The organism is Candidatus Paceibacterota bacterium (assembly GCA_036517255.1).
Classification (GTDB): domain Bacteria; phylum Patescibacteriota; class Minisyncoccia; order Phycocordibacterales; family WO2-35-19; genus DATDXE01.
This window is the reverse complement of record DATDXE010000004.1, coordinates 59,601-74,150: the sequence shown is the minus strand read 5'-3', so window position 1 is coordinate 74,150 and position 14,550 is coordinate 59,601. Positions and strand designations below refer to the sequence as shown.

Below are 14,550 nucleotides of genomic sequence, written 5' to 3'. Positions count from 1 at the left end.
GACTTTTGTAACCTTTACGGATTCATTGGCCGTCCGCTGTTCGGATCGACAATGATGCCGAGTCCTTGACCTCCCAAGGTTGTGAGATTCGACTGCCTGATCATGTCCCAGATCAGAGCCGCGATTGCATTTGGTCCAGCACCGCCTGCAGCCGCGATGATTGTTTGCTGAATACGAAGAGCATCGGCAGCAGCTACGTTGGTTATTGCTGTAGCTTCGCCTTGGCTTTCCTCAACTCGCGCGCGGCGTTTTCCCGTGGCGTCGACATATGCCTTTTGGGCGTCGACGTGGGCCTTGGCCAGATTGAGCAACGTTTGCTCGTATTCTCCGAGGGGTTTGATGTCGACAACTTGGATGTCGTCGAGCTGGTACCCAGTGTGATCGAGTATCTCACCCCTGATTGTTCCAGGCGCGTTGCCTGTCGCCAAGAAGTAATTCCGAAATTCCTGGGTGACCGTGACTACTGAAAACTGTCCCGAACTGCGGAACAATTCATCGTAACTTCTCTGGGCCGCGTAGGCTTTGAGGAAGGCGCGGATTTTTGGAATCAGCACGTTGCCCAAGGCGTCTGTGTTTTCCATGAGCGCCATCCGAGGGCGTATCATCTTCAGCCGAATTGTCAACGTGAAGGTGACTGGTATGAGCGGCCTCTGCGATGTTGGGTCCGTTTCGGCTCCTGCCGCTTTGTCGGCCGCTGGGGCAACCGCGCTACCGATCACTTCGACCCCAGGAAATACCAGGGGGTACTGTGAGATGAATGGCGCGAACGTCAGAGTCTGCCGTTCGTGGGCTTGCACCTCGTATACCGGTGCCCCATCCGCGTCCAATTTCGGCCAGAACCGGCTCCACTGATGATTGAACCGGTGGAGGCCGGTTAGGCGTAGGAACGGAAATCCAATGAACTCGCGTCCTGTGAGGTTCCGCAAGCTCAATACATCGTCTCCTTCTTCGGCGGTGGTATCATCAGGGATGAATTCGAAATCGTCATTGACGATGTGTTTGGGAACCGAGTGGAGCACCCTGATCAGGTCTTCTCCACGTACGACTAGCGCGAGCCAGCCGGTGGGGCAAGTCGAGAGTAGAGTATAGCGTGGTCTTGGTTTCGGACTGTCGACTACGGTTGTTTGGGGCGGCGTCTGTGAGGAGGCCGTCCGTTGATCGTTACTTTGGGCAGTAGTAGCAGCAGGCATTGTCTTAATTCTCCTTATTCTGTTGTGGTGAACTTTCTCTGTTTCGATCTGTCGAGACAGAAGTCTCTGGGTGTATTATATCACATTTTATATATAAAAGTCAAGCGAAAGCCGCCCGTGAGGGCGGCTTTCGCACTAAGGTACTCATTTTCATTCTTATAAGCCGAATTCTGTTCCACCTACCTCGTTGGTAAGCGTAACGATAATTTATCTAGGCCCTTGATTACTCAAGGACTCAAGCGGCACTCACGAAATTTTAACGATCCGCCGTGAGGCGGGGACTATAAAATTTCGTGTACGGCCTTGCACTCAAGTAAGAATTTTGCCGTTTCACTCTCCTTTTTTTGTACCTTGCGATGCAAGCTACTTTGGAGACTCGTCTCTGTTCGCATCTCTATCCTCGCGGACGACGGGCGTTACCCGCTACTCTTCTCTAGTAAAAGAGTGAGTGTTCGGACTTTCCTCTCCGCATATAAAATGCAGAGCTATCGTTTGGAATGAAAACCTGTGACATTATACCAAATGCGGATTATTTTTCAAACTTTTGTGGGCAGGAGAGGACTTGAACCTCCATGCCTTGCGGCACCAGTTCCTAAAACTGGCGTGTATACCATTTCACCACCTGCCCAATATCCGCAGTCCGCTCACCAGGAATCGAACCTGGGACCGTCTCCTTAAGAGGGAGCTGCTCTACCAGCTGAGCTATGAGCGGATTTCCAATATTTAATTGTGTGCTGGGAGCCGGGGTCGAACCGGCGACCCTTCCCTCTTCAGGGGAATGCTCTACCAACTGAGCTATCCCAGCAATTTTACTGAAATAAATTATTTATACTCCCCTTGACTCCTCCATATACCTCGAGCATTTGATCAACATATGGTTCGATAAAATAATATGCTCCCACAGCGGCGCCGAGCAATATGGCCCAGTAGACATAACGCATCACTCTGCCCCAGAACATGCTTTTTTTTATCGACTCCAGAATCTTACTATTTTTCTGGCTCAATTCAAATGTCCTTCTTAAAAGATCTCTGTCTTCTGGTTCCATAAGAACAATATAGCATAATATGAAAAAATGGTATAATAGCTTTTCTTACAAATTTTAAATAAAAGCGATGAAAACCGTAAAAATATATTCCACTCCGACCTGCCATTTTTGCGCTATGGCCAAGGAGTTCCTTACTGCGAGCAATATCCCGTTTGAAAATATAGATGTAGCGAGTGATATTGAGGCTCGTAAAGATATGGTCCAAAAAAGTGGTCAGCTTGGCGTACCTGTCATTCAAATCGATAACGATATAATTATCGGTTTTCAGAAAGAAAAGGTAGCTAGCTTACTGGGTATTCCCGCATAACCAAGGGTCCCCCTTGGTTATTGGTTACTTGGTTAACTTCCTTTTACTCTTACTTTAGTTTGCCTATTTTTATTGAGCTTGGGTAATTTAAGTATAAGCAAACCATGTTTCTCCACCGCTTCCGCTGAGTCGACGTCGATTTCTTGAGGTAGTACTACTGAGCGAGAGAAAGAGCCCCAATACAATTCTTTATGAAAATAATCACCCTCACTTATGGTACGCTCCTCTTCTCTCCTGCCTTTTACTGTCACCATTTCGCGAGTTATTGATACATCCAAATCTTCAGGTTTTACTCCTGCTACCATTGTCTTCACTATTATCTCGTTTGGAGTTTGATATACGTCAACCGAAAGCTCACCTTCATCTGGGCTTTCCTCACTCCATATACCAGCCGATTTTACAGGTGCTTCCAGAGCTTCTTCTTGTTCTTCCTCTATCCTCACTGCTCCAGTTATTTTTTCGAAGAATGAACGATTATCTTTTGCCATCCGATTAGAAAGTTAATAATAAATTTATACAAACATTATAGCACATGTATTTTAGACCGATCCTGGTTTTACACTTTTTACCTTCTCAAACATTAAAATCATAAGTATGATGGCTACCCATACACCAGTAAAAACGAAGAACACTCTTTCTCCCATCTCAATTATAAAAAAATTGAACAAGGTGTGCAATGCGATAGCGAGCATGATGCCTATGGCGAGCGACATTTTTTTAACCTCTTTATTTTTATAGAAAGCCAGTGCTATAAAAGTACCTATGGTCGCTGAAGTGACGGTGTGAAGCAATGTTGCTCCTAGGAAGCGCATATTGCCACTTATGATTCCTTGAGTAACGAAACCTTCGCCTATCATATTGAAAAGAAAGAGGGAATTTTCCAGAGCTGAGAAGCCTAAGGCAGTCGACACCATATATATAAGAAAGTCGACTGGCTCGTCGGCTACTCTGCTACGGAAAGCAGCGAAGTAAGCCGCTACTATTTTCATCACTTCTTCGGCTGCGGCCCATGCGAGCAGAGTCCATATGTGGATTTCGTTTCCGAATATATTATAAAAGAAGCGTTCTACCGGTAACACGAGGAGGACGGCGAGCATGCCGAATCCAAAAGAAAGGATAATGCGTAGTTTTGGTTCGGGATGTTTTTTGTCCTCATGCAGCCAAAACCACAGCCAAAAAATTGCCGGTAACAAACCTCCCACAAACGCCCATAAAAAATTCGATCCTATAATCACCCCCAAATTATACAACAAATATTGTCCTTGATTTTTACTCAGGCCACTTTTCTATCATGAGAAGGGAATCGTGACCGAGGAGGGACCAAACTTCTTCGGTGATGAAAGGCATGAAGGGGTGGAGGAGTTTGAGCTGTTGTTCGAGAAGAGGGCGGAGGAGGGGTTTTAAAGAAGCATCTTTTTTTGATTTTTCAATAATAACGTCAGCGAAAGTGTGCCAGAAGTAGTGGTAAATTTTTTCGGACGCCATATAGAAACGGTAGTTTTCCATATCTAAAGTGATGTCTTTTTTCAGGGCGTTGAATTCTTCCATTATTTTTTGGTTTTCATCACCAAGGGTCACCCTTGGTTCTGTATTTTCGATGACAAAACGAGAAGCGTTCCATATTTTGTTGGCGAATTTTTTGTAAGCGTTGACTTTTTCTTCTGATAAAGAGAGGTCGGTGCCAGGAGTATTGCCCACAATGAGCGACATTCTTAATGCATCGGTGCCATATTTTTCGGTTAGAGTGAGAGGGCTGATAACATTGCCTTTGCTCTTGCTCATCTTCTGGCCTTTGGCGTCGTTTACTAAGCCATGCATATAAACAGTGTGGAAGGGAACTTGGCCTGTGCGATAAAGGCCGAAGAAGACCATCCTTGGAACCCATTTAAATATTAAATCTCGCCCAGTTTCCATCACATCAGTAGAATAGAAATTTTTAAAATCAGAAGAATCAGGATAACCAAGTACGAGATAAGGCCATTGGCCTGAAGAAAACCAGGTATCGAAGGTGTCAGTGTCTTGCCTCATCTCTTGGCCGCATTTTTCGCATTTGTCTGTTTTATTTTCCAAGTCAGGCACTCCTGTGTGGCACGCGTCACAAACTTTGGCTGGTATCGGTATACCCCAAACAATCTGACGAGAGATGTTCCAGTCGATCGGGTTATTCATCCAGTAAAGGAAAATCTTGCGAGAATTATCTGGGATAAAAGTTATTTTGCCAGCTTCGACTGCTTTTACCGCTTCTTTGGCTAAGGGCTCCATCTTCACAAACCATTGGTCTTTTATTTGTGGCTCAATGGGGGTTTCGCATTTGTAGCAAACTTTTACATTGTGCTTATAGTTCTCCTCCACTTTTATTAGTAAGCCTAGTTCTTTCAGTTTTTCTACTATCTTTGGCCTGGCCTCTTTTATTTTCATGCCAGCAAATTCTCCGGCTATCGGTAATAGTTTGCCTTGCCAGTCTATGATCTGCTCTTTTTCCAGGTTGTATTTTTCGGCAAGTTTGTAATCAACCTCATCGTGCCAAGGGGTAATAGTCATTACTCCGGTACCGAATTCCATATCTATAGCCTCATCTTTGATGACAGTAGCTTCTATTTTGCCATTTATCCAATCCACTTCTAGTTTGTCGCCATTTGCATACTCCTTGTAGCGGGGATCTTCCGGGTGCATCACTACATACTTATCGCCAAACTTAGTTTCTGGTCTAGCGGTAGCAATAGTAAAAGGTCCGTATTTAATATAGTAGAGAGCATCTAGCTTCTCTATAAATTCAGTTTCAACTTCTGATAGGGAAGTCTGATGTTTGGTGCACCAATTAATAATTCTTGAACCTCTATATACCAATCCATCACCAAACATCTTTTTGAATGTTTTTTGAGTTTCTAGCACCACATCTTCGTCGAGGGTAAACTTTTCTCTTGACCAGTCGCAGGAAGCCCCCAAGCTCCGTACATCATTTTCCATCACCGATTTATTTTTGAGAGTAAAATCAAGGATCTCTGTATATAGATCTTTTGGGTCCATATTAAACCTAGACCTTCCTTCTTTTTCTAACTCTTTTTCATAAACAATCTGAGTTTCGAAACCGGCATGGTCAGCTCCTGGAGCCCAAAGAGTTTTAAAGCCGCACATTCTTTTGTAGCGGATCATGATATCTTCCAAAGTAATGAAAAGAGCATGACCAGCATGAAGTCTGCCATTGGCGTTTGGGGGAGGCATTATGATAGTGAACGGCTTCCCGCTATTGGGAAGATTGTCAGGATTAAAAAAACCAGAATTCTCCCAGATTTTGTATATCTTATTTTCTATTTCCTTCGGGTTATATGGCCTACTAAGTTTTTCTGTAACTTCTTTATTCATAGCAATATATTTACTTGTTAATAATAAGCTTTAAGACTAAAAACGCAAAAATAGACTCTTTTGTACCTAAAAGACATAGTTTGTCTTTTAGGTAAGTTGTCCTTTATATCTGATAGGACCTAGTAAGTAAGTCTTTTTTAGGATTATATGGATTTATAAAAGACAAAATTTTAATATTTTTTCTCCTTTTTAAAAAACGTTGATAAATAAGGCTTTAATAGCATTTGGTCGCTTGACACTTCCTAGTATGTTTATTGACATATTCTATCAATTATGTTAATACATGAGATAAGTTAATAGATTAAATTGTGGGGTATTAAATTATTTAGAGATATTAATAACATGAATATATTCAAAAACATTGTAGCCGCTTTTGTAGTAGTGACACTTATCGGGAGCCCTATTTCTATCTTCGCTGAAGAAGGTGCTTCCGAAGCACTTGCTATTTGTAATCTAGAAATAGTGAGTGATACTAGCACTCTTCTTTCTGATAATTCTAATGCTGTAGCAACATATTCTGCAAACCCTCGTTGGACAGCAAGCATCCCTGGGGCTACTTGGATTTGGAAGACTGTTCTTGTTGAAAACCCTACTATCGATGAAGAAACATCTTTTTCTCGCACCTTTAATATAGTCGGCACTCCGACTGTAGCTTCCCTTATCGTGGCCGCTGACAATGGCTACGAAATATCTGTCAATGGAAACCCATTTGCTCAAGATAATTCTGAGTTAAATTATTTTGATGAGGAGAAAGATAGTTATGACCTCAGTTCAGTTTTGACTACAGGCTCAAACAACATTTCTTTTAAGGTTAAAAATTTTGGTTGGGACGGGGCTACTCCACAATCAAATCCAGCCGGGCTACTCTTTAAATTGAACGTACAGTCCGAGGCTGTGACCTGTAATACGAATCCTGGCGGTGGTCCTGAAGTACCTGTGAACAATCCTCCGGTGCTCACTCTTTTGGGAGCCAATCCTTTTACTGTGATTGCTGGTAATACCTTCACTGATCCAGGTGCTACTGCAAATGATACTGAGGATGGTAATTTGACCTCTTCCATCACTGTTTCTGGTTCGGTCAACACTTCTCTTCCTGGAAATTACGTTCTTAGTTATTCTGTCACTGATTCTGATGGGGCGTCAGCCTCTGCTAATAGAACTGTAGTTGTGGAACCTGCCACGACATTCCGCGTTATCGCTACAAAAATAGTTTGTAATAATGAAATCGATTTACCGAACTGGGGAGTGGGAGGCCCTGATGTAACTGCTTCTACTGCTTCCGATTTCCTCGCTTCTCATCCTTCTTGCCACTTGCAGCCTGGATGGGAATTCGAGTGGGGCTACCAGTCAGTGACTGATCCTGGTTCATCTTTTGTCGGACCAGCGGGTAGCGGCTGGACTACTTTTGGATTGACTGATAGTCAGGGTAAAACTCAAGTCGATATTCCTGCGGCTCTAGGTTCTGACAAGGTATGGATTCGTGAAGTATTAAAGAATGGCTATATTCCTTTCTATGGTCCATATGCAAATAATGACGCACAGACTAATGTTGTAAGTGCTGAACTGTTTTGTAATCAGGATGTTTTGTATTTTGACAACTATGATTACGTTTTGAATCCACAGAATGGTAATACATATTATTGTATTGCCTTGAATGTTGCTAATAGTGTTAATCCTCCAGTCAACACTCCACCAATTATCACTTTGATTGGTGCCAATCCTTTGAATTTGACAATAGGTGATACCTTCACTGATCCAGGTGCTACTGCAAATGATACTGAGGATGGTAATTTGACCGATGAAATTGCTACTACGACTACTGTAAATACAGCTGTTGCCGGTACGTATGAAGTAACCTATTCCGTTACTGACTCTGGAAACCTTTCTACTTCTGTAACTAGGTCTGTCATCGTGTCTCCTGTTTCTACTCCTCCTACGAATCCTCCTACTGATAATTCTGGGGGTAATGGCGGTGGCGGAGGAGGTGGGGGCGGCGGCCTTGGTGGTCATAGGCGTGACATTACTACCATAGGCGGCGGTGCTGTTCTAGGAGCTACTACCTGTTCATACTTGCGTGATTATTTGAGAAAGGATTTGCAAAATGATCCTCTTGAAGTATTAAAACTCCAATCTTTCCTCAATGCTTTTGAAGGAGAAAATCTTTCCTTCACAGCTAACTTTGACGATGCTACTTTCGATGCTGTGTCGAGATTCCAGAATAAATACTCTGACGATATCCTTGCTCCGTGGGGCCACACAGCTCCGACTGGATATGTGTATATCCTTACCAAGAAAAAAATAAATGAAATATTCTGTAAAACTATCTACCCCCTTTCTGCTTCAGATCAGAGTGAAATCGATTCTTTCAGAAGCTTCATTCAAGATATAGAAGAGAACGGAGGCGTGATACCTGATGTTTCGGGCTCTATAGGAGTCGGTACTTCTACTGAATCAGAAAACCCTACAGATTCTGATTTTATAAACGGAAGTGAAATAGCAGGAACTAATGTTTTAAGGAATGCTGCTATCTCACTTTTCTCTATTCCTGAAAGTCTTTCTGACACGTTAGAGTGTGCCATCGTTTTCCTCATCGTACTTGCTGTCATCTATATCCTTGCTTCGCTATTCTCTGGCGGTCCTGCTAGGGATGAAATGGAAAGAATGAAAATCCGCAGGAAGAAACTTATCTGGAGCGCAATCTTTCTTATTGTAGCTATAGCATTGTCGGCTATCTTCGCTCACTACTGTACTATCCTGCCATTCGTCATCGTCTTTCTCATTGTGATGGGCGTGATCCTCTTCGGTAACGGCACTGCTCATAAAGAAGCCATCAAAAATAATTCGTATGATGCCTCGCTTGAAAAAATATCTACTCTAGTCGTGGAAGAGCCGAGCTCTCTTACAGACAAAGTAACCGAAGAAGGTGAAAAGAAAGGATTCAAAGGTATTATAGGGGAGTAAAAACTTACAAATATTTTAAGTTTCCTTGAGCGCGCAATTCTGGTTGCGCGCTTTTGGTTATGAAGGAGAGGTAGCCGGCCATGGCGATCATAGTAGCATTGTCGGTCGTCAGTGATTTTTCAGGAATTTTTAGTTCCATATTCGGATATTCTTTTACTAATGCTTCAAATTTTTCTCGTATTAAATTATTCGATATTACCCCGCCGCCAATTATAAGAGTATGTGGATTATGAAGAGCAATAGCCGTCTTTGTTTTTTCTATTAGAACTTCGACTACTGCATCCTCAAATTCCCGTGCGATCTTTTGGTATTCCTTCCCCTGATCAAGGGGAAGGTGGTCAGAGGCTTTGCGAGGTGCCGGATGGGGTTTTCTCAAATAATATAAAACAGCAGTCTTCAATCCTGAAAAAGAAAAATTTAAATCTCCCGATTTTATCATCGGTCTTGGAAACTTAGTTTCCAAGTGGAAGTTCTGTTCCCTGGCTTCTGAGGCAAGTTTAGATATTTCTGGTCCACCAGGATAGGGGAGGCCGAGCATTCTTGCCACCTTATCGAAAGCCTCGCCCACAGCATCATCTTTGGTTTCCCCAATTATTTCTTTCTCAGTCCAACTCTTAAGTAAGACTAGTTCTGTGTGGCCTCCAGATATGAGTAGGCCGAGGGCGGGAAATTTTATGTGCACAGTTTCAAAAGGGTGTGCTTTTGAAACTGTATCACTTGGCATCAGCTTAATAAAATTCTTTGAATTCATTAAGACTGATGCCAAGTGACCTTCCATGTGGTTAGTTGGGATAAGAGGTTTTTTCCATTTCTCTGCCAATTCTTTTGCAAAAGTAATTCCCGTCCAAAGCGCTGGTTCCAACCCAGGACCTACCGTTACTGCTATCGCATCAATTTTGCTTATTTCCCCGCCCGCAACGCTCTCGCTTGCGAGGCGGGCGGGCATCTTTGCTTTTTCCAATGCTGTTTCAAGTACGGCTGGCAGGTTTTTCGTGTGTTCTCTCTTTGCCAAGTTTGGATACACGCCACCATACAAAGAATGCATATCTGCTTGACTGTGAATAGCTGACCCAAGCACTTTAAAACTAGGATTTTTTTCATTTCCTTCAGCTTCCACCACACTTATAGCCGTCTCATCACAACTTGTTTCGATTCCAAGGATTATCATTATTAGTACATAAAATTTATCTTCCCGCCTTCGCTCATCTTCTGCGGACTGTGTCCCGCCGAAGCCGAGCTACTGCGAGGCGAAGGCGGATGGGGTGAGATTTGAACTCACGATACCCTTTCGAGTATGCCGGTTTTCGAAACCGGTGCCTTCAACCACTCAGCCACCCATCCATCGGTCCGCCGAAGCCGAGCTACCGCGAGGCAAAGGCGACCATATAGACCAGCCTAACATTTTTTGCCATTTTTTCAAAAAATGTTACTATGTCAGTTCAATTTGTTTCTAGTTTTTATTTGAAAATTAGAAATTATAAATTGAAAATTGTGATTGCAAAGCAATCATTTGGCCCCATCGTCTATCGGTTAGGACACCGCCTTTTCAAGGCGGGAAGCGGAGTCCGACTCTCCGTGGGGTCACATAAAGGGATGATACTACTTTTTTCAGAACAAAGATTAATTTTATCTTTGTTTTTAAACGTATTTTAGAAATATAAAAGTTCTGAAACCATATTCCTAAAATTTATCTAAAATAAACGAAAACCACTAAATAACCTTAAATAAGTAGGGTTTATTCATAGTTCTGAAAAACTTGTTGACAAATAATATATAATATGCTACACTATCTGCGTAAGATCTTTCGTTTCCCCACCCCTCAATCTAGACACTTTGATTAATTAATAATACCTCTTTTGCTGTTTTGAATCCAAGACATTGGCGTGGAATTTCGTTTAAAAACTCTTCGGTTGAATGAAGCTCCAAGTCTGTGACTTCTCTCAAATCTTTCCTTTTGGGCACAAAACATCTAATCCACCTGTTGGTGTTTTCAACCAATCCCTTTTCCCAAGAGTGATACGGGTGGCAAAAATACACAGAACACTTAAGTATTTGTTCCAGTTTCTTCCAACAGTTAAATGATATATCATTGTCTAATGTCAGTGTCTTGATCGGCATATGACGCAAGGAATCTTGGAAAGCACGCATTACAACTGCGTGTTTTCTGTTTGGTATTTTCTTGATGATGGTATTTCTGGAATATCGATCAACCAAGACCAAAAGAGAACAAGTATTGTGAGAAGAGACAATGAAGTCTCCCTCCCAGTGACCAGAACAGAGTGTCGCTGGTCTTTCTTCAATATATTTTCTGCCATCACTGGCTTTGCCATATCTCTTTTTCTTCCAACCACTTTTCTTGTGATGTTTTCTCCAGAACAGAAATCTTTCTAAACAACGACTGTACACAAACTTGTATACAGCTTTGGTTGATACGGTTTTCCCTTGAAGCTTGAGGTACCCCGATATTCTTTCGGGTGACCAACCTTCCTTGAGCTTTTCCGGAATGAATTTGGACAGCTCTCTGTCCAGAGCCACTTTCATACACTGTTTCTTGCTCAAATATCTTCTCCAATATGACTTGTAGTGAGCTTTTTTGGCTACATACAAGCCTTTAACTTTCTTTTTCAATTCGTACGCAATGCAGGAATGATGACGACCAAGTTTTTCACCAATATCTCTTGTGCTCCAACCTTCCGCTTGAAGAAAAGAGATTGCTACTCTTTCCTCATAGCTTAAATGTTTAAATTTTTTCATTCTCCAATTATGGAGTGTCTAAATTCAAAGGTTAATTAACTTTTGAAAAAGCGGTCTGTCTTGCCCGCTATAAAAAAGGCACGCGAAGCTACCGCGTAAAAAGCCTTCTGTAAATCCTGACTCCAAAAATTAGAACAGGCTTAACTTTACATAAGACTCCCAGGAGGAGACCATGCGCTACATCGCCAATGCTTTCTCGGTGAATATGATCGGAACCTTTCCGGTCGACATCCACATTGATGAGATTGATGTGGACCAGGCAGCATCCTACGCGGAAGATGCAACGAGCATCGTCGGTCATACCGATACCGCTAACGTGTTCTCTTCGACTTTGGGAGTTCCGGTGACTTGCAACCGCACAACGGTTGCAGTCAGGATCGGAGACGAGGTCATTGTCGGACAGTACAGGGGTCCAAGGTTGCCTGAGGGAGCACGAGTGCTCCCGGCTGGAGCCACTATCCAGTGGTTCTCAGTTCAGGTGGGATGGAATTCATCTCAGCTCAAATGAGCTCTTTTTTGCCAACCGTTTTTTGTAACAAAACGAGGCGTGAAGTTCACACGTAAAAATGACAAATTAAGGCGCCGTTTGGTCTTCAAACCTGCGGTGCCTTTTCTATTTCATAATTATTTCCAAACTTTCAATACTCAATTTTACTAAATCTCTATACGAAAAAAGTTCTGAAAGCCAGACATTTGGGTCACAAATTAAAATTACACCACATAATTTTATGTAAAGAGGGTGCCTCTCTACACACCATGACACACAATAATTTAGGTAAATTAAATGAAAGACCGCTTGCTTTTACCGATTTGGAGACGAGTGGGGATGTGTTTGGGGAACATGAAATAATTGAGATTGGGCTGGTTATGGTGGACCAAAAAAGCCTACAAATTTTGGATACTTTAAATGTGAAAGTAAAACCGGAGCATATCGCGAATGCGATTCCTGCAGCGATTGAAAGGAATGGGTATATGGAGGAAAATTGGAAGGATGCCATTTCTCTCAAAGAGGCTATGGAAATGTATGCGGAAAAATCGGAGGAAGCTATATTTATCGCTTACAATGCTACATTTGATTGGGGTTTTATGAACGAAGCTTTTAGGAAAAGTTGTATAAAAGACTCATCTTTTGAACGATGTTGATAACTAAAATTAATCTGAACTACTGATGATATCATTTATACATGAGGTCAAAGTGGTTCGGATTAAAGCAGAAAGTTGTCAGTTTGCGTTACAAAGGGCTTTCTATAAGAGACATAGAAAATAAGCTTGGAGTCGCGCGTTCTACTTTAAGCGGATGGTTGAAAAATGTTTCCATAAGCATTAAACATAGACGAGCTCTAAAAATTCGTCAGGACGAGTCTCTCATAAAAGCAAGGAAAAAAGCTTTAATTTGGCATCATGAACAAAAAAGACTGAGAGTTAAGAATGCTAAAGATCAGGCGTTGGTCACTCTAGCTGGAGTAGACATCAAAGATAGAAAATTAATCGATATTGCTCTTTCGATGTTATACCTTGGTGAGGGTTTCAAAACTTCAAAAACAGGTATGGGAAATTCAGACCCGCTTATTCTCAAGTTTTTTCTTAAGAATATGATTGAGGTTTATAATTTAGACATCAATAAAATTAGATTTGAATTACATTTGAGGTATGACCAAAATTCTATGCAGATGAAAAAATATTGGTCCCAGCAACTCAAGGTACCAATTGCAAGATTTAGTTATGTTTCCTTTGATAAAAGAACCAAAGGTCAAAAAACATACCCTCATTATAAAGGGGTGTGTTTAATAGATTGTGCTAATATTGCTATTCAGAGAAAATTGATATATCTTAGTAGGAAGTTTTGTGAGTTATATATAAAAAAGGGCGGTTAGCTCAGTTGGTAGAGCGTCCGATTGACGTTCGGAAGGTTCAGGGGTTCGAGCCCTCTACCGCCCACATTTACATTTTTTGAAGCTCTAAGTAAATATCCTCAAGAGCTTTGACGGCGTCGCCAGCGGCGATGTTGTTTTGATGGAATAGGCCATCCGTACAGTCGCCCGCCGCCCACAAGCCATGGACCGAGGTGCGTTGATTCCTAGGATCCACTTTTATTTGTTTTATTTCATTCATTTCTGCTCCCGATCCTTCTGCAAACCAAGTAGTAGGCAAGAGCCCGATTTCTACAAATATACCTGTAGCTGGTACCAGTATTTTTTCTCTAGTTACTGAATCCTCGTACATAATGCCAGTCACAAAACCATCGCCTTTTATTTCTACTGGGATAGCATTTTTAATAATTTTAAATTTAACGTTTTTAGAGAGTGTATCTATAGTGACAGGATCAGCTTTTAGCTTATCTCCACGATTAAGCAGAGTTACTGATTTGCAGTAGGCGAGTAGCTGGGCGGCTGATTCAAAAGCGGCGTTGCCCCCTCCTATCACTACCACATCTTGATCGCTGAAAAGAGGCCCGTCGCAACTGGCACAATATACGATACCTTTGCCCTCATATTCTTTAGCCCCCGGTATCTCTAGTTTCCTACGAGTGCTTCCGGTTGCGATAAGTACTGTCTTTGTATCGTATGTATCTCTGTCAGTTTTAATCTTAAATCTTTCCTTATTTTCTTCTTTCCATCTTTCTATATTCTCCACTTTCTCACCTTCCTTCATTAAAACTGAATTAGAAGCATAAGCCGCAACATGATTTTTCAAGATTTGCCCAAATTCCACTCCAGGGATTTTTACAGTACCTATCCAGTTTTCGATACCTACTGAATCGGTCGATTGGCCTCCCCAGCTTTCAGTAATGAGGAGAGTTTTTATTTTCTTTCTCGCGGCATATACTCCCGCAGCTGCTCCTGCTGGTCCACCGCCTATGATGATGAGGTCGTAATTCATGAGAAAAATATTGTATCACAAAAAACCAAGGGGGACCTTTGGACTACTG

Annotated in this window: 12 protein-coding genes, 6 tRNA genes and 1 other RNA gene; 6 read left to right on the top strand and 13 right to left on the bottom strand. The window is 42.1% G+C overall.

From position 1 onward, the window contains the following. Positions 1–14 precede the first annotated feature (14 nt). The 6 genes from VJH67_00780 to VJH67_00755 all read right to left on the bottom strand — a co-directional run bounded on the left by VJH67_00780 (position 15) and on the right by VJH67_00755 (position 2,236). Entirely contained in the window at positions 15–581 is a 567-nt protein-coding gene (locus VJH67_00780; protein HEY4515705.1) for a hypothetical protein, read from the bottom strand. Between the two features lie 752 nt (positions 582–1,333). Next, positions 1,334–1,694, bottom strand: an RNA gene (gene rnpB / locus VJH67_00775) — RNase P RNA component class A. Positions 1,695–1,737: 43 nt separating this feature from the next. Further along, positions 1,738–1,818 (bottom strand) — tRNA-Leu (locus VJH67_00770). Between the two features lie 11 nt (positions 1,819–1,829). Further along, positions 1,830–1,902 (bottom strand) — tRNA-Lys (locus tag VJH67_00765). Between the two features lie 20 nt (positions 1,903–1,922). Then, positions 1,923–1,995 (bottom strand) — tRNA-Phe (locus VJH67_00760). A 4-nt stretch (positions 1,996–1,999) separates the two neighbouring features. Next, complete coding sequence (locus VJH67_00755; protein ID HEY4515704.1) at positions 2,000–2,236, bottom strand: hypothetical protein; 237 nt, start codon at positions 2,234–2,236, stop codon at positions 2,000–2,002. 67 nt (positions 2,237–2,303) lie between these two features. Here VJH67_00755 and VJH67_00750 point away from each other — a divergent pair, with 67 nt between their 5' ends. Continuing rightward, positions 2,304–2,543 (top strand): glutaredoxin domain-containing protein, encoded by a 240-nt coding sequence (locus VJH67_00750; protein HEY4515703.1) that lies wholly within the window; start codon positions 2,304–2,306, stop codon positions 2,541–2,543. Positions 2,544–2,575: 32 nt separating this feature from the next. Here the strand turns inward: VJH67_00750 and VJH67_00745 are convergent, their stop codons facing one another. The 3 genes from VJH67_00745 to VJH67_00735 are packed head-to-tail and all read right to left on the bottom strand — an operon-like array spanning position 2,576 to position 5,906. Next, a complete protein-coding gene (locus VJH67_00745; protein HEY4515702.1) occupies positions 2,576–3,031 on the bottom strand; it encodes an Hsp20/alpha crystallin family protein in 456 nt (151 codons plus the stop codon). Positions 3,032–3,082: 51 nt separating this feature from the next. Further along, positions 3,083–3,778: a PrsW family glutamic-type intramembrane protease gene (locus VJH67_00740; protein HEY4515701.1), complete on the bottom strand. Its 696-nt coding sequence runs from the start codon at positions 3,776–3,778 to the stop codon at positions 3,083–3,085. Between the two features lie 34 nt (positions 3,779–3,812). Then, positions 3,813–5,906 (bottom strand): valine--tRNA ligase, encoded by a 2,094-nt coding sequence (locus VJH67_00735; GenBank protein HEY4515700.1) that lies wholly within the window; start codon positions 5,904–5,906, stop codon positions 3,813–3,815. A gap of 342 nt (positions 5,907–6,248) precedes the next feature. Between VJH67_00735 and VJH67_00730 the strand changes: the two genes are divergently transcribed. Beyond that, positions 6,249–8,867 carry an immunoglobulin-like domain-containing protein gene (locus VJH67_00730; protein ID HEY4515699.1) on the top strand — a complete coding sequence of 873 codons (2,619 nt, stop codon included), beginning with the start codon at positions 6,249–6,251 and terminating at the stop codon, positions 8,865–8,867. Between the two features lie 4 nt (positions 8,868–8,871). Here the strand turns inward: VJH67_00730 and tsaD are convergent, their stop codons facing one another. Together tsaD and VJH67_00720 are read right to left on the bottom strand one after the other, a co-directional pair. Next, positions 8,872–10,035 (bottom strand): tRNA (adenosine(37)-N6)-threonylcarbamoyltransferase complex transferase subunit TsaD, encoded by a 1,164-nt coding sequence (gene tsaD, locus VJH67_00725; GenBank protein HEY4515698.1) that lies wholly within the window; start codon positions 10,033–10,035, stop codon positions 8,872–8,874. Between the two features lie 86 nt (positions 10,036–10,121). Beyond that, positions 10,122–10,208: transfer RNA gene (locus tag VJH67_00720), tRNA-Ser, on the bottom strand. Between the two features lie 171 nt (positions 10,209–10,379). Between VJH67_00720 and VJH67_00715 the strand changes: the two genes are divergently transcribed. Then, positions 10,380–10,451 (top strand) — tRNA-Glu (locus VJH67_00715). A 240-nt stretch (positions 10,452–10,691) separates the two neighbouring features. Here VJH67_00715 and VJH67_00710 read toward each other — a convergent pair. Further along, entirely contained in the window at positions 10,692–11,621 is a 930-nt protein-coding gene (locus VJH67_00710) for an IS30 family transposase (protein ID HEY4515697.1), read from the bottom strand. A gap of 756 nt (positions 11,622–12,377) precedes the next feature. On the opposite strand from VJH67_00710, the gene VJH67_00705 reads away from it, so the two are divergent. The 3 genes from VJH67_00705 (at position 12,378) to VJH67_00695 (ending at position 13,559) form a co-directional block, all read left to right on the top strand. Beyond that, positions 12,378–12,764, top strand: coding sequence for a 3'-5' exonuclease (locus VJH67_00705; protein HEY4515696.1), 387 nt, complete (start codon positions 12,378–12,380; stop codon positions 12,762–12,764). A 41-nt stretch (positions 12,765–12,805) separates the two neighbouring features. Next, positions 12,806–13,495 carry a hypothetical protein gene (locus tag VJH67_00700; protein ID HEY4515695.1) on the top strand — a complete coding sequence of 230 codons (690 nt, stop codon included), beginning with the start codon at positions 12,806–12,808 and terminating at the stop codon, positions 13,493–13,495. Next, positions 13,486–13,559 (top strand) — tRNA-Val (locus VJH67_00695). The genes VJH67_00700 and VJH67_00695 overlap by 10 nt, the downstream gene beginning before the upstream one ends. A 3-nt stretch (positions 13,560–13,562) precedes the next feature. Here the strand turns inward: VJH67_00695 and VJH67_00690 are convergent. Continuing rightward, positions 13,563–14,501, bottom strand: coding sequence for an FAD-dependent oxidoreductase (locus tag VJH67_00690; GenBank protein ID HEY4515694.1), 939 nt, complete (start codon positions 14,499–14,501; stop codon positions 13,563–13,565). Between the last annotated feature and the right edge of the window lie 49 nt (positions 14,502–14,550).

What these genes read in the sequence shown, in the direction of transcription:
- VJH67_00780 (HEY4515705.1), bottom strand. Translation starts at nt 581, where the DNA reads ATGGAAAACACAGACGCCTTGGGCAACGTGCTGATTCCAAAAATCCGC.
- VJH67_00755 (HEY4515704.1), bottom strand. Translation starts at nt 2,236, where the DNA reads ATGGAACCAGAAGACAGAGATCTTTTAAGAAGGACATTTGAATTGAGC.
- VJH67_00750 (HEY4515703.1), top strand. Translation starts at nt 2,304, where the DNA reads ATGAAAACCGTAAAAATATATTCCACTCCGACCTGCCATTTTTGCGCT.
- VJH67_00745 (HEY4515702.1), bottom strand. Translation starts at nt 3,031, where the DNA reads ATGGCAAAAGATAATCGTTCATTCTTCGAAAAAATAACTGGAGCAGTG.
- VJH67_00735 (HEY4515700.1), bottom strand. Translation starts at nt 5,906, where the DNA reads ATGAATAAAGAAGTTACAGAAAAACTTAGTAGGCCATATAACCCGAAG.
- VJH67_00730 (HEY4515699.1), top strand. Translation starts at nt 6,249, where the DNA reads ATGAATATATTCAAAAACATTGTAGCCGCTTTTGTAGTAGTGACACTT.
- tsaD (HEY4515698.1), bottom strand. Translation starts at nt 10,035, where the DNA reads ATGATAATCCTTGGAATCGAAACAAGTTGTGATGAGACGGCTATAAGT.
- VJH67_00710 (HEY4515697.1), bottom strand. Translation starts at nt 11,621, where the DNA reads ATGAAAAAATTTAAACATTTAAGCTATGAGGAAAGAGTAGCAATCTCT.
- VJH67_00705 (HEY4515696.1), top strand. Translation starts at nt 12,378, where the DNA reads ATGACACACAATAATTTAGGTAAATTAAATGAAAGACCGCTTGCTTTT.
- VJH67_00700 (HEY4515695.1), top strand. Translation starts at nt 12,806, where the DNA reads ATGAGGTCAAAGTGGTTCGGATTAAAGCAGAAAGTTGTCAGTTTGCGT.
- VJH67_00690 (HEY4515694.1), bottom strand. Translation starts at nt 14,501, where the DNA reads ATGAATTACGACCTCATCATCATAGGCGGTGGACCAGCAGGAGCAGCT.